Below are 14,191 nucleotides of genomic sequence, written 5' to 3' on the forward strand. Positions count from 1 at the left end.
CCCGGACGCTCGGCGGCCCTTGTGACGCGGAGCGTCACTGGCTGCATTCCTACGCAGAGCGTGGGAACGATCAGAGTGCTAATAAAAAGCCCTCGGTAGCCGGGCTACCGAGGGCTTCGTTCGACGCGGGGGGATCAGGCTTCTTCGCTGTCCTCGTCATCCCCGCCATCGACCTTCATGCCCAGCTCCTTGATCTTGCGGGTCAAGGTGTTGCGGCCCCAGCCCAGCAGCACGGCGGCGTCGCGACGGCGGCCGGCAGTGTGCTTGAGCGCGGTCTCGATCATGATCCGCTCGAAGCTCGGCACGGCGCTGTCGAGCAGGCTCGATTGGCCCCGGGCGAGCGCCTGGTCGGCCCACTGGCGCAGGGCCTGCTCCCAGTTGGTGACCGGTGCCGAGTCCTGCGGCAGGTTCAGCAGCTCCGGTGGCAGGTCGCTGATGTGCACCTCGCGACCGGAGGCCATGACGGTGATCCAGCGGCAGGTGTTCTCCAGCTGGCGCACGTTGCCCGGCCACGGCAGGTTCTTCAGGTATTCCTCGGTTTCCGGCTTCAGCAGCTTGGGCTCCACCGACAATTCCTGTGCGGCGCGTCCCAGGAAGTGCTTGGCCAGGGTCGGGATGTCCTCACGACGGTCCGACAGCCGCGGGATATGGATGCGGATCACGTTCAGGCGGTGGAACAGGTCTTCACGGAATTTGCCGGCGTGCACCAGCGTTTCCAGGTTCTGGTGGGTGGCCGCGATGATGCGTACGTCCACCTTGACCGGGGTATGCCCGCCGACCCGATAGAATTCGCCGTCCGCCAGGACCCGCAGCAACCGGGTCTGGGTGTCCGCCGGCATGTCGCCGATCTCGTCGAGGAACAGCGTGCCGCCGTCGGCCTGTTCGAAGCGTCCGCGGCGCAGGTTGGCCGCGCCGGTGAAGGCGCCCTTTTCATGGCCGAACAGCTCCGACTCCATCAGGTCCTTGGGGATCGCCGCCATGTTCAAGGCGATGAACGGCGATGCGGCCCGTGGGCTGTGGCGGTGCAGGGCGTGGGCGACCAGTTCCTTGCCGGTACCGGATTCGCCGTTGATCAGCACGGTGATGTTCGAGTGGCTCAGGCGGCCGATCGCACGGAACACCTCCTGCATCGCCGGCGCTTCGCCGATGATTTCCGGGGTGCGGGTCAGCGTCGGCGGGGCATCCAGGCCCTGCTGTTCCTGGGCGTGCTGGTTGGCGCGCTTGACCAGTGAGACCGCCTCGTCGACGTCGAACGGCTTGGGCAGGTACTCGAAGGCGCCGCCCTGGTACGACGCGACAGCGCTGTCCAGGTCGGAGTGCGCAGTCATGATGATCACTGGCAGGCGCGGATGCTGTTCGCGGATCCGCGCCAGCAGGTCCAGGCCACTGGCGCCAGGCATGCGGATGTCGGAAATGATCACGTCCGGCTGCTGGCGGGCCAGGCGGCTCATCACGCCGTCGGCGCTGTCGAAGCTCTGGGTGGTCATGCCTTCCTGTTGCAGGGCTTTTTCCAGAACCCAACGGATAGAACGGTCGTCATCGACGATCCACACGGTTTCACTACGGCTCATGTCGATGTGGCTCCTTGTTCCAGGGGCAGGAAGATCGAGAACGTGGTGTGGCCAGGATGGCTATCGCACTCGATCAGGCCCTGATGCTGGCTGATGATGTTCTGGGTAATGGCCAGGCCCAGCCCGGTACCGTCGGGACGACCGCTGACCATTGGATAGAAGATGGTTTCCTGAAGTTCGGCAGGAATGCCCGGGCCGTTGTCGATGATCTCGATCTTGGTCACCAGGCGGTGGCGCACGTGGCCGATGGTGAACTGGCGGATGGCGCGGGTGCGCAGGCTGATGCGGCCCAGGCGCAGCTCGTTCTGGCTGCTGATGGCCTGCATGGCGTTGCGCACGATGTTGAGCACGGCCTGGATCATCTGTTCGCGGTCGATCAGCAGGTCGGGGATGCTCGGGTCGTAGTCGCGCACCAGGGTGATGCAGCCCTGGCTTTCGGCCTCCACCAGGCTGCAGACCCGTTCCAGCACTTCGTGGACGTTGGTCATCGCCAATGACGGCAGCTTGTTCGAACCGAGCATGCGATCGACCAGGTTTCGCAGGCGGTCGGCCTCCTCGATGATGACGTTGGTGTAGTCCTTGAGGCTTTCTTCCGGCAGCTCGCGGGCCAGCAACTGGGCGGCGCCGCGAATCCCGCCGAGGGGATTCTTGATCTCGTGGGCCAGGCCCCGCACCAGCATCTTGGTGGTTTCCTGCTTGGACAGCTGGGCCTCTTCCTTGGTGATCCGCAGCAGCCGGTCGCGCGGGTGGACTTCCAGCAACAGCAGGGTTTCGCCCTGGCTGAGAATGGGCGTCACAGCGTAGTCGACGGTCAGGGTCTGGCCGGTCAGGGCGGTCAGCATGGCTTCGCGCTTGGTGAAGGGATGTGCCTGCTCGACGGCCTGGCGCAGGGAGTTGAGGGCCTCGGTCGACTCGGTGAACAGCTCGCTGATGAATTGACCATGGCTGCGCTGGCCGCTGATGGCGAGCAACATTTCGGCCGCGGGGTTCATGTACTCAAGGCGCAGTTCGGCGTTGAGCAGGATGGTCGCGGTGGTCAGGTTGTCGAGTAACAGTCTGTGCAGGGCGTCGCTGATGGTCATGGGGACCTCTTTTGGAGCATGTCAAACGGGAGTCGTCCCGTTTGCGCGCGGACTAAGGCGCCGATATGGGGAAAATGCAAAAACCAAACCAAGGCTCCGAAAAGAAGCGCGAATCGCCTGAAAATGGGCATTTCAGGCTCGATTGAGTGGCGTTCTTGCGGCGTTGGCAGGTCGTTTCGACCCAAAATGGGATCGGCTTCGGATCAAGAAGTAGTTTAGTGCACTGCTTTGGTGCTTTTGTGACGTGAACTACAGAAATGGCAGGATGCTGCTTTCTTCTTCCTTGGGCTTGTCCGCCAGCGGGCATTCCGGGCGCTGCCCATAGTCGGCGAGTTGGCAGGGCTTGGCCTGGCGTTTCTGGCTGAGGGACATGCGCACCATGTGGAATGGCTGGTTGGCGGTGCGTTCGGCGATCCGGCCATGTTCGTCGAGGATTTCCACGGCGAGCTGGTGCGTGCCGCGATCGATGTTCTCCAGGGCAAATACCGGGCTGGTGCCGGCCTCGCGGGTGGGTTTGCCGTCCAGCAGCAGGCGGTAGCCATGGCCGGCCTGCAGGCCGGGTTCGCTGGTGACGCTGACGATCAGGTTGCCCTCGGCGCTGCGCACCGTGGCGTCCGGGTCGGGTACCAGGACGCGGACCATCTGGTAGTGGAAGATCGGGCCGGGCCTGGGGGTGGTCTTGCTCACACTGGGCTTGGGGGCTTGGCCGTGCGGATTGGCCGACATGCGGTTGCTCGGCGTCAGCGGTACGCGTGTCGCACCTTTATGGGGCTGGTCGGTAAACACCCGGTTGCCCTGGCTATCGGTGTAGGTATAGATCTCGGCCGCCGCCGGCAGGGCGACGAGCGGCAAGGCCAGGCCCAATGCCCGAAGAAGCGATCCGATCATGGGTGGCTCAAGGCTTGTGCACCCGCTGGACGGTGAAGGTCACGGCCGGACTCTGCTGCACGACCTTCTCGCCGTCCAGCACTTGCACGGCGAGCGTGTGGTCGCCCCGGTCGACATTCACCAGTTGCAGGCGCGGGACGTTGCTCGACTGGCCGTAGGGGGCGCCATCGAGGACCAGTCGCAGCAGGTGCTGGCGTTGCAGGCGCGGCTCGATCTTCACGCCGACGGTGAAGGTGCCGTTGTTGGCGCGCAGGGCTTCGTCGGTCGGGATATCCGTCAGTTCCAGCGCGCTGTAGGGGGCAACGGCTTCCTGCGTCCCGGTCGCTTGTGCGGCCACCGGCCGGGCGGGTGTCGGTGTTCCCGGTTTCTGCGTCTCGACGCTGTTCAGCGGTGGCAACTCCACGGTCTGGGCGGGCAGGCCGTCGGGCGGCTGGCTGCTGTAGGCGGTGTTGCCGTTGGCATCGGTGTACTTGTAGATCTGCGCCGACGCCGGCAGGGCGAAGCAGGCCAGCAGCAGATAGAGCAGGGGTCGACCCATGGCGGTTCCCGGTGAGCGTCCTGGACGTGACAAGCTGTCAGCATAGAGCAGAACCGCCGCCCTTTTCACTGTGGTCGCTGGCACAATTCGCCCACGGCACGTACCAGGGCCAGGTCGTGGATGCTGTCGGAGGCCAGGTCACGGCGCGCCTGGGTCAGCCAGGCCAGGCAGTTCGGGTCCTGCCGATAGGGGGTGAACGCGGCGTACTGCTGCAGCAGCTTGACCTGCAGTTGATCCATGACCGGACGGATCTGTGTGACCAGGTCGGGGCGGGCGATCACCGGTGCCTTGCCGCTGTTGTGCCACTTGGCCAGCAGCGCGTATTGCACCAGTTTGTTGGCTTCGATCTGCGCGGCGACGAACTGGCCGACTTCCTCGGGCTTGAGCTGATAGGCCTGCGCCTGTTCCCGGGCGTTGGCGATCACCTGTTGTTCGCGCGGGCTGTCCTCGACCGGCTTGCCGCTGTCCCATTTGGTCAGGGCCACCTGGTTGGCGATGGTCAGGCGCTCGCTGATGGTCTGCAGCAGTGGCGCCAGGCTGTTCGGGGCGGGTGGGGTGGCGGCCAGTGCGCTGGTGCTCAGGCAGGAGGCGAGCAACAGGCTGGCAAGGCGTTTGTTCAGCGGCATGGGCGGGCTTCGACTTTTCCGGTGGTGGGGCAGGGTCCAGAGTTAACGCCACAAGGCCCTGCCAGCGCCAGTGCATTTTCATGAAAATGCCGCATGGCCGGAGCCGCTGGCGCCGCGCCCATAAAAAATGCCCCGCATCTTTCGATGCGGGGCATTTTTCAAGCTGCGCCTGCCTGGGCGGGCGCGACCGGATTAGCAGCTGTAGTACAGCTCATATTCCAGTGGGTGTACGAAGGTGCGGACCTTGATTTCTTCTTCGCTCTTGAGCTCGATGTAGGCGTCGATGAAGTCGTCGCTGAAAACGCCGCCCTTGGTCAGGAACGCACGGCCCTTGTCCAGCTCTTCCAGGGCTTCTTTCAGGCTACCGCAAACCTGTGGGATTTCCTTGGCCTCTTCAGGCGGCAGGTCGTACAGGTTCTTGTCGGCAGCGTCGCCTGGGTGGATCTTGTTCTGGATACCGTCCAGGCCCGCCATCATCAGGGCAGCGAAAGCCAGGTATGGGTTGGCAGCCGGGTCCGGGAAGCGCGCTTCGATACGACGAGCCTTGGGGCTGTTGACGTAAGGAATACGGATCGAGGCGGAACGGTTGCGAGCCGAGTAGGCCAGCATCACTGGAGCTTCGAAGCCTGGGACCAGACGCTTGTAGGAGTTGGTCGAAGGGTTGGTGAAGCCGTTCAGGGCCTTACCGTGCTTGATGATGCCGCCGATGAAGTACAGGGCGGTATCGGACAGGCCGGCATAACCTTCGCCGGAGAAGGTGTTCTTGCCATCCTTGGAGATGGACACGTGAACGTGCATGCCCGAGCCGTTGTCGCCGTACAGCGGTTTTGGCATGAAGGTCGCGGTGCGGCCGTAGGCATCAGCCACGTTGTGCACGACGTACTTCAGGGTCTGGACTTCGTCAGCCTTGGCAACCAGGGTGTTGAACTTCACGCCGATTTCGTTCTGGCCGGCAGTCGCCACTTCGTGGTGGTGAACTTCGACGGTCTGGCCCATCTCTTCCAGCGCGTTGCACATGGAGGTACGGATTTCGTGGTCGTGGTCGAACGGAGGCACTGGGAAGTAGCCGCCTTTCACGCCTGGACGGTGGCCCTTGTTGCCGCCTTCCACGTCCTGGTCGGACATCCAGGAACCTTGTTCCGAGAAGATCTTGAACATGGAGCCGGAGATGTCGGACTTGAACTTGACCGAGTCGAAGATGAAGAACTCAGGCTCTGGACCGAAGAAGGCGGTGTCACCGATACCGGTGGACTTCAGGTATTCCTCGGCGCGACGGGCGATGGCGCGTGGGTCGCGGTCGTAACCTTGCATGGTCGAAGGTTCGATCACGTCGCAGACCAGGATCAGGGTCGGCTCTTCGGTGAACGGATCGAGCACGGCGGTGCTGTCGTCCGGCATCAGGATCATGTCGGAAGCTTCGATGCCTTTCCAGCCAGCGATGGAGGAACCGTCGAACATCTTGCCGATTTCGAAGAAATCTTCATCCAGCGCATCACGGGCCGGCATGGTCACGTGGTGCTGAGTACCTTTGGTGTCCGTGAAGCGCAGATCAATCCACTTAACGTCATGATCTTTGATGAGTTGAACCGACTTCGACATGGTGTCCTCCGGGTGGCTTCGGGCTGGATATTGGAGTAGCCCTGAAATAGTAGTGATGCCGGCGCGAATACTCGGCCAAGGCAACCTGCCTCACAAGGGAGCAAATTGCATGCCAGTGCCCCGTGATGGGTTTTTTGCCCCAATCTCAAGCGTTCCAGCCAGCATAGGAGAATTTTCGGGCGTTGCCCGCACCTTTGTGGTGCCAAAAAGCGCTGTGATGACCCGTTTTGGTGCGCATAAAACCGTCCGTACAATAACTGGTCAAACCTTGAGCAATTTCCGCTATAATCCGCGCCCCACTTTTTTCGGCCGGCCGTTCGCGCGCTGTTTTCATGAAACTAATCGTAAAAGTCTTCCCCGAAATCACCATCAAGAGCCGTCCTGTCCGGACGCGCTTCATTCGCCAGTTGGCGAAGAACATCCGTGCCGTGCTCAAGGATCTGGACCCGGCCGTGGTGGTGAATGGCGTGTGGGACAACCTCGAGCTGGAAACCGCGCTGACCGATCCGAAGGCCCTGCAGGAGTTCAAGGAGCGCCTGTGCTGCACGCCGGGTATCGCCCACCTGCTGCAGGTCGACGAGTACCCGCTGGGCGACTTCGACGACATCACCGCCAAGTGCCTGCAGCACTACGCTGACGTGCTGCCGGGCAAGATCTTCTCGGTACGCTGCAAGCGTGGCGGCAAGCACAGCTTCAGCTCGATGGATGTCGAGAAGCATGTCGGCAGCCGCCTGCGGCGCGAATGCGGTGCTGCGGGGATTTCCCTGAAGGACCCCGAGGTCGAGGTGCGGATCGAGATTCGCGACCAGCGGCTGTTCGTCATCCACGGCCAGCATGAAGGCCTCGGCGGCTTCCCGCTGGGCTCGGTGGAGCAGACCGTGACGCTGATGTCCGGTGGTTTCGACTCCACCGTCGCCGCCTACCAGATGATGCGTCGCGGCCTGATGACCCATTTCTGCTTCTTCAACCTGGGCGGTCGCGCCCACGAGCTGGGCGTGATGGAAGTCGCCCACTTCCTCTGGAAGAAGTACGGCAGCTCCCATCGCGTGCTGTTCATCAGCGTACCGTTCGAGGAAGTGCTGGGAGAAATTCTCGGCAAGGTCGATAACGGTCATATGGGCGTAGTATTGAAGCGTATGATGTTGCGGGCGGCTTCGGCGATGGCCGAGCGGTTGCATATCGATGCGCTGGTCACCGGCGAGGCGATTTCCCAGGTGTCCAGCCAAACGCTGCCAAACCTGTCGGTAATCGACTGCGTGACCGAGAAGCTGGTGATCCGTCCGCTGATCGCCAGTCACAAGCAGGACATCATCGACCTGGCCGACCAGATCGGTACCGGCAACTTCGCCCGGCACATGCCGGAGTACTGCGGGGTGATTTCGGTCAACCCCAAGACCCACGCCAAGCGCTACCGCGTGGAGCACGAAGAGAAAGCGTTCGACATGGCGATCCTCGAGCGTGCGCTCGAACGCGCCAAGCTGGTCTCGATCGATCACGTGATCGACGAACTGGGCCAGGATCTGCAGATCGAAGAAGTCAGCGAGGCGCTGGCGGGTCATATCGTCATCGACATCCGGCATCCGGATGCCCAGGAAGACGACCCGCTGGAACTGGCTGGCATCGAGGTACAAACGATGCCGTTCTATGCACTGAATGCTCGTTTCAAGGAACTGGACCCTACTCGCCAGTACCTGCTGTATTGCGACAAAGGCGTGATGAGTCGCCTGCATGCCCACCATTTGCTCAGTGAGGGGCATGCCAATGTGCGCGTTTATCGACCGAGCTAAGTGCCCGGGGCTGTTTGCCTGTGGCCTGCGTCACCGGCCCCCCGACGCCGCCGTCAAGCTGTAACGGCCACGCCGGACACTACCGTCAATCGCTGCCAAGACTTGTCAGCACACCGAATCCTCTGATCGAGATACACAAGTGATCGAAAATCTACGCAACATCGCCATCATCGCCCACGTTGACCATGGCAAGACCACCCTGGTTGACAAACTGCTGCGTCAATCCGGCACCCTGGAGCGCAACGAGCTCAACGACGAGCGCGTGATGGACTCCAACGACCAGGAAAAAGAGCGCGGCATTACCATTCTGGCGAAAAACACCGCCATCAACTGGAACGGCTACCACATCAACATCGTGGACACCCCCGGCCACGCCGACTTCGGTGGTGAAGTAGAGCGCGTGATGTCGATGGTCGACTCCGTGCTGCTGCTGGTCGACGCCCAGGACGGCCCTATGCCGCAAACCCGCTTCGTGACCAAGAAGGCTTTCGAAGCCGGCCTGAAGCCAATCGTCGTGATCAACAAGGTTGACCGTCCGGGCGCGCGTCCTGACTGGGTTCTGGACCAGATCTTCGACCTGTTCGACAACCTCGGTGCCACCGACGAACAGCTGGACTTCAAGGTCGTCTACGCCTCGGCCCTGAACGGCATCGCCGGTCTGGACCACACCGACATGGCCGAAGACATGACCCCGCTGTACCAGTCGATCGTCGACAACGTGCCAGCTCCGGCCGTTGACCGCGATGGTCCGTTCCAGATGCAGATCTCCGCTCTGGACTACAACAGCTTCCTGGGTGTGATCGGCGTTGGTCGTATCGCTCGCGGTCGCATCAAGCCAAACACCCCGGTGGTGGCGATCGATGTCGACGGCAAGAAGCGTAACGGCCGTATCCTGAAGCTGATGGGTCACCACGGTCTGCACCGTGTGGACGTCGAAGAAGCCGCTGCCGGCGACATCGTCTGCATCAGCGGTTTCGACGAACTGTTCATCTCCGACACCCTGTGCGACATGAACACCGTCGAGGCGATGAAGCCCCTGACCGTTGACGAGCCAACCGTTTCCATGACCTTCCAGGTCAACGACTCGCCATTCTGCGGCAAGGAAGGCAAGTTCGTGACCTCCCGGAACATCAAGGAGCGTCTGGACAAGGAGCTGCTGTACAACGTGGCACTGCGCGTTGAAGAAGGCGACTCGGCCGACAAGTTCAAGGTTTCCGGCCGTGGTGAGCTGCACCTGTCGGTTCTGATCGAAACCATGCGTCGCGAAGGCTTCGAAATGGCCGTAGGCCGTCCGGAAGTGATCATCCGCGAAGTGAACGGCGTGAAGCAGGAACCGTTCGAAAACGTCACCATCGACATCCCTGAAGAATCCCAGGGCAAGGTCATGGAAGAAATGGGCCTGCGTAAGGGCGACCTGACCAACATGGCGCCGGATGGCAAGGGTCGTGTACGTCTGGAGTACAACGTTCCAGCTCGTGGCCTGATCGGCTTCCGTAACCAGTTCCTGACCCTGACCAACGGTGCAGGCATCCTGACCTCGATCTTCGATCGCTACGACACCATGAAGCCAGGCCACATGTCCGGCCGCCTGAACGGTGTACTGGTTTCGATCGAGACCGGCAAGGCGCTGACCTACTCGCTGGAAACCCTGCAGGCTCGCGGCAAGCTGTTCATCGAGCACGGCCAGGACATCTACAACGGCCAGATCATCGGTCTGAACAGCCGTGACAACGACCTGGGCGTCAACCCGACCAAGGGCAAGAAGCTCGACAACATGCGTGCTTCGGGCAAGGACGAGGTGATCGCCCTGGTTCCGCCAGTTCGCCACACCCTGGAACAGGCCCTGGAATTCATCCAGGACGACGAGCTGTGCGAAGTCACGCCGAAGTCGATCCGTCTGCGCAAGAAGATCCTGGACGAAGGCGAGCGTACCCGCGCTGCCAAGAAAGCCAAGGCTTGATCTTCTAGCCCGGGCTGAATGAAAAACGCCCCCGGTCGAAAGGCCGGGGGCGTTTTTTTATGTCCGGGAGAACACTGGAGAGACTGATCGTTCCCACGCTCCGCGTGGGAACGTAGCCCGTGACGCTCTGCGTCACAAGGGCGGACGCCATGCGTCCTGGGAGGCATTCCCACGCAGAGCGTGGGAACGATCAAACAGACTGTTTTAGCCAGCATGCTGTTGTAGCAAGCACGCTGTTGTGGCGAGCAGGCTTGCCTGCGCTCGGCTGCAACGCAGCCGCAAGCCCAGCGACCTCCTTGTGCCTGATACACCGCGCGGGCAGGTTTCAGGGCCGCTTCGCGCCCCAGCGCGGGCAAGCCCGCTCACCACAGGGGGGGGGGGGACCTTTGGTTGGGTGAAGTTGCGCGAGCATGCTGTTGTGGCGAGCAGGCTTGCCTGCGCTCGGCTGCAACGCAGCCGCAAGCCCAGCGACCTCCTTGTGCCTGATACACCGCACCGACAGGTTTCAGGGCCGCTTCGCGCCCCAGCGCGGGCAAGCCCGCTCACCACAGGGTTGGGGGGGGCCTTTGGTTGGGTGAAGTTGCGCGAGCACGCTGTTGTGGCGAGCAGGCTTGCCTGCGTTCGGCTGCAATGCAGCCGCAAGCCCAGCGACCTCCTTGTGCCTGATACACCGCGCGGGCAGGTTTCAGGGCCGCTTCGCGCCCCAGCGCGGGCAAGCCCGCTCACCACAGGGTAGGGGGGAGCCTTTGGGGGTGAAGGGTGAGCCTTTGGGTGGGTGAAGTTGCGCGAGCATGCTGTTGTGGCGAGCAGGCTTGCCTGCGCTCGGCTGCAACGCAGCCGCAAGCCCAGCGACCTCGTTGTGCCTGATGCACCGCGCCGACAGGTTTCAGGGCCGCTTCGCGCCCCAGCGCGGGCAAGCCCGCTCGCCACCAGGGCTGGTGTCACAAGGGTGCTACCTGCCGCGTGCCTGGGTCAGAACCGCTCCAGGTTCCGGCTCGGCGCCTGGCGCTCCTGGGGCTTGGGCTTGTAGGCGCAGTAGCCCGGGCGCGGACCGATCTTCGGGTGGTTGCGGCAGGTGTCCGGACGCTTGTCGTAGATGGTGCACAGCCGGGTCTTGCGGTCCAGGTACAGGCAATCGTTGTTGCTCATGCGCTGCAGGGTGAAGATCTCCGACTTCTGGTTGTAGCGCTCGACGATGCCTTCCTTCTGCAGGCGCTTGGCGATGTTCTTCGCCGGTTCGCCACGCTCGAATTCATCGACGATGCCGATGCGGATCAGGTCCTTGATCTTCACTTCGACGGGCAAGGTGCAGCAGCTGGACATGCAGCTGCCGCACATGTGGCTGGAGTACTTCTGCCAGGTTTCGAGGCGGTCGAGCTCTGCGGCTGCGATCAGGGTCGGTTTCATCAGGTGGCATCCGGGGGTGTATCGGGCGCGCGATCATACCGGGGCTGGTGGATTTGTGAACAACCTTTTGACGGTTTTTCGCACAATCGACGCTTCGTCGCGCAAATTTCCCGCCTGTTGACTGGTTAAACGCCCTCGCCATTTGGCGACTCTTCCCGTGCCGCTTGGAAAAAAACCCCGAACCAGAGCCATCGCCTTGTGTCGAACCGACTAGGCTCAGACAACTCGTCTTTTAAATCGTCCATCTCGCTAGAGGTCGCATCGATGTCTCAGGAAACGCTTGTCCGTGAAGCTGAGGTGGCTGCCTTTCGTGCCGCCGTCCTTGCCAAACTCACCTACTCGGTGGGTAAGGATCCCGACCATGCCTTCGACCATGACTGGTTCGAGGCGATTGCCCTGGCCGCCCGCGACCACATGGTCGAGCACTGGATGGATCACACGCGACAGATCTATCGAAAGGGGCAGAAGCGGGTCTATTACCTTTCCCTGGAGTTCCTCATCGGCCGCTTGCTGTACGACAGCCTGAGCAACCTCGGCCTGCTGGACATCGCCCGTGAGGCGCTGGTGGACCTCGGCGTCGACCTGGAGCGCATCCGCCTGCTGGAGCCGGACGCGGCGCTGGGCAACGGCGGCCTGGGGCGCTTGGCGGCCTGCTTCATGGAGAGCATGTCGACGCTCGGCATCGCCGGTCATGGCTATGGCATCCGCTACGAGCACGGGCTGTTCCGCCAGGCGGTCGTCGACGGCTGGCAGCAGGAGCAGACCGAGAACTGGCTGGACTTCGGCAACCCCTGGGAATTCGAGCGTGCCGAGGTGATCTACCCGGTGGGCTTCGGCGGCAGCGTCGAAACGGTGCACGACGAGACCGGCCAGGCCCGCCAGGTCTGGTGGCCGGCGGAGACCGTGCGGGCAGTGGCCTACGACACGCCGGTGGTCGGTTGGCGCGGGGCCAGTGTGAACACCCTGCGCCTGTGGCGTGCGCGGGCCACGGAAGAGCTGCACCTGGAGCGCTTCAATGCCGGTGACCACCTCGGTGCGGTGGCCGAGGTGGCCAGGGCGGAAAGCATCTCCCGCGTGCTCTACCCGGCGGACAGCACCGAGGCCGGCCAGGAGCTGCGGCTGCGCCAGGAGTATTTCTTCGTTTCGGCGTCGCTGCAGGACCTGCTGCGCCGGCACAAGAACATGCACGACTCGGTGCTCAGCCTCGGCGAACATGCGGCTATCCAGCTGAACGATACCCACCCCTCGATCGCCGTGGCCGAGCTGATGCGGCAACTGGTCGACCTGCATGGCGTCACCTGGGACGCCGCCTGGCAGGTCACCGTCGAGACGCTTTCCTACACCAACCACACCCTGCTGCCCGAAGCCCTGGAAACCTGGCCGGTGGGCCTGATGGAACGCATGCTGCCGCGGCACATGCAGATCATCTACCTGATCAACGCCCAGCACATCGATGCGCTACGGGCCAAGGGCATCCACGACTTCGACGTGCTGCGCTCGGTGTCGCTGATCGAGGAGGACAACGGTCGCCGGGTGCGCATGGGCAACCTGGCGTTCCTCGGGTCGCACAGCGTCAACGGTGTGTCCGGGTTGCACACGCAGTTGATGCGCAGCACGGTGTTCTCCGAACTGCACAAGCTCTACCCGGAGCGGATCAACAACAAGACCAACGGCATCACCTTCCGCCGTTGGCTGTATCAGGCCAATCCCAGGCTGACCGAGATGATGGTCGATGCACTCGGCGCCGAGGTGCTGGACAGTCCCGAGGAACTGCTGCTGGGCCTGGAACCCTTTGCCGAGAAGGCCGGTTTTCGCAAGCAGTTCGCCGAGCAGCGCCTGCACAACAAGCGGGCCCTGGCAGCGTTGATCCAGGAGCGGCTGGGCATCGCGGTCAACCCGGCGGCGATGTTCGATGTGCAGGTCAAGCGTATCCACGAGTACAAGCGCCAGTTGCTCAACCTGCTGCACACCGTGGCGCTGTACCAGGCGATCCGCGCCGAGCCGGAAACCGACTGGGTGCCACGGGTGAAGATCTTCGCCGGCAAGGCGGCCGCGAGTTATCACCAGGCCAAGCTGATCATCAAGCTGACCAACGACATCGCCCGCACGGTCAACAACGACCCGACCGTGCGCGGCCTGCTCAAGGTGGTGTTCCTGCCCAACTACAACGTCAGCCTGGCGGAAAGCATCATCCCGGCCGCCGACCTGTCGGAGCAGATCTCCACCGCCGGCTTCGAGGCCTCGGGCACCAGCAACATGAAGTTCGGCCTCAATGGTGCGCTGACCATCGGCACGATGGACGGTGCCAACGTGGAAATGTGCGAGCGGGTCGGCCAGGAGCACATGTTCATCTTTGGCCTCAGTGCCCAGCAGGTCGAGTCGCGCAAGCGCAATGGCGAGTTCAGCGCGGCACAGGACGTGGCCGCTTCCCATCGACTCAACGACGTGCTGCAGGCCATTCGTGGCGGAGTGTTTTCCCCGGACGATCCGGCCCGTTACGTCGGCCTGGTCGATTCGCTGATCGACTACGACCGTTTCCTGGTCTGCGCCGACTTCGACGCCTACTGGGCCGCCCAGGGGCGGGTCGAGGCGCTTTGGCACGACAGCAAGGAATGGTGGCGTTCTGCCGTGTTGAACAGCGCCCGCATGGGCTGGTTTTCCTCGGACCGGACCATCCGTGAATACGCCACCGAGATCTGGAAGGCGCTTGAGTAATCTTTTGCAATAACTTGT

The 14,191-nt window shown here is 62.7% G+C and carries 10 protein-coding genes; 3 read left to right on the top strand and 7 right to left on the bottom strand.

Annotation, left to right across the window (positions count from 1 at the left end; all coding sequences use genetic code 11):
- Positions 1 to 134: 134 nt before the first annotated feature.
- The 6 genes from ntrC to glnA form a co-directional block, all read right to left on the bottom strand.
- Complete coding sequence (gene ntrC / locus HU752_RS02710) at positions 135 to 1,571, bottom strand: nitrogen regulation protein NR(I) (RefSeq protein WP_054057998.1); 1,437 nt, start codon at positions 1,569 to 1,571, stop codon at positions 135 to 137.
- A complete protein-coding gene (gene glnL / locus HU752_RS02715) occupies positions 1,568 to 2,653 on the bottom strand; it encodes a nitrogen regulation protein NR(II) (RefSeq protein WP_186683772.1) in 1,086 nt (361 codons plus the stop codon). The genes ntrC and glnL overlap by 4 nt, the downstream gene beginning before the upstream one ends.
- 249 nt (positions 2,654 to 2,902) lie before the next feature.
- Entirely contained in the window at positions 2,903 to 3,541 is a 639-nt protein-coding gene (locus HU752_RS02720) for a DUF4124 domain-containing protein (RefSeq protein ID WP_186683771.1), read from the bottom strand.
- A gap of 7 nt (positions 3,542 to 3,548) precedes the next feature.
- Positions 3,549 to 4,079, bottom strand: a complete 531-nt coding sequence (locus HU752_RS02725; RefSeq protein ID WP_186683770.1) for a DUF4124 domain-containing protein — start codon at positions 4,077 to 4,079, stop codon at positions 3,549 to 3,551.
- 65 nt (positions 4,080 to 4,144) lie between these two features.
- Positions 4,145 to 4,705, bottom strand: a complete 561-nt coding sequence (locus HU752_RS02730) for a chorismate mutase (RefSeq protein ID WP_186683769.1) — start codon at positions 4,703 to 4,705, stop codon at positions 4,145 to 4,147.
- A gap of 192 nt (positions 4,706 to 4,897) precedes the next feature.
- A complete protein-coding gene (gene glnA, locus HU752_RS02735; protein WP_186683768.1) occupies positions 4,898 to 6,304 on the bottom strand; it encodes a type I glutamate--ammonia ligase in 1,407 nt (468 codons plus the stop codon).
- 332 nt (positions 6,305 to 6,636) lie between these two features.
- Between glnA and thiI the strand changes: the two genes are divergently transcribed.
- Complete coding sequence (gene thiI, locus HU752_RS02740; protein WP_186683766.1) at positions 6,637 to 8,091, top strand: tRNA uracil 4-sulfurtransferase ThiI; 1,455 nt, start codon at positions 6,637 to 6,639, stop codon at positions 8,089 to 8,091.
- Between the two features lie 139 nt (positions 8,092 to 8,230).
- Entirely contained in the window at positions 8,231 to 10,051 is a 1,821-nt protein-coding gene (gene typA / locus HU752_RS02745) for a translational GTPase TypA (protein WP_186683765.1), read from the top strand.
- A 972-nt stretch (positions 10,052 to 11,023) separates the two neighbouring features.
- Here typA and HU752_RS02750 read toward each other — a convergent pair.
- A complete protein-coding gene (locus HU752_RS02750; RefSeq protein ID WP_186687343.1) occupies positions 11,024 to 11,458 on the bottom strand; it encodes a YkgJ family cysteine cluster protein in 435 nt (144 codons plus the stop codon).
- A gap of 264 nt (positions 11,459 to 11,722) precedes the next feature.
- Between HU752_RS02750 and HU752_RS02755 the strand changes: the two genes are divergently transcribed.
- A complete protein-coding gene (locus tag HU752_RS02755; protein ID WP_186687340.1) occupies positions 11,723 to 14,173 on the top strand; it encodes a glycogen/starch/alpha-glucan phosphorylase in 2,451 nt (816 codons plus the stop codon).
- The last annotated feature ends 18 nt before the right edge of the window (positions 14,174 to 14,191 follow it).

Origin of the sequence: Pseudomonas vanderleydeniana (genome assembly GCF_014268755.2) — a bacterium.
Taxonomy (GTDB): domain Bacteria; phylum Pseudomonadota; class Gammaproteobacteria; order Pseudomonadales; family Pseudomonadaceae; genus Aquipseudomonas; species Aquipseudomonas vanderleydeniana.

What these genes read in the sequence shown, in the direction of transcription:
- HU752_RS02720 (WP_186683771.1), bottom strand. Translation starts at nt 3,541, where the DNA reads ATGATCGGATCGCTTCTTCGGGCATTGGGCCTGGCCTTGCCGCTCGTC.
- HU752_RS02725 (WP_186683770.1), bottom strand. Translation starts at nt 4,079, where the DNA reads ATGGGTCGACCCCTGCTCTATCTGCTGCTGGCCTGCTTCGCCCTGCCG.
- thiI (WP_186683766.1), top strand. Translation starts at nt 6,637, where the DNA reads ATGAAACTAATCGTAAAAGTCTTCCCCGAAATCACCATCAAGAGCCGT.
- HU752_RS02750 (WP_186687343.1), bottom strand. Translation starts at nt 11,458, where the DNA reads ATGAAACCGACCCTGATCGCAGCCGCAGAGCTCGACCGCCTCGAAACC.
- glnL (WP_186683772.1), bottom strand. Translation starts at nt 2,653, where the DNA reads ATGACCATCAGCGACGCCCTGCACAGACTGTTACTCGACAACCTGACC.
- HU752_RS02730 (WP_186683769.1), bottom strand. Translation starts at nt 4,705, where the DNA reads ATGCCGCTGAACAAACGCCTTGCCAGCCTGTTGCTCGCCTCCTGCCTG.
- ntrC (WP_054057998.1), bottom strand. Translation starts at nt 1,571, where the DNA reads ATGAGCCGTAGTGAAACCGTGTGGATCGTCGATGACGACCGTTCTATC.
- HU752_RS02755 (WP_186687340.1), top strand. Translation starts at nt 11,723, where the DNA reads ATGTCTCAGGAAACGCTTGTCCGTGAAGCTGAGGTGGCTGCCTTTCGT.
- glnA (WP_186683768.1), bottom strand. Translation starts at nt 6,304, where the DNA reads ATGTCGAAGTCGGTTCAACTCATCAAAGATCATGACGTTAAGTGGATT.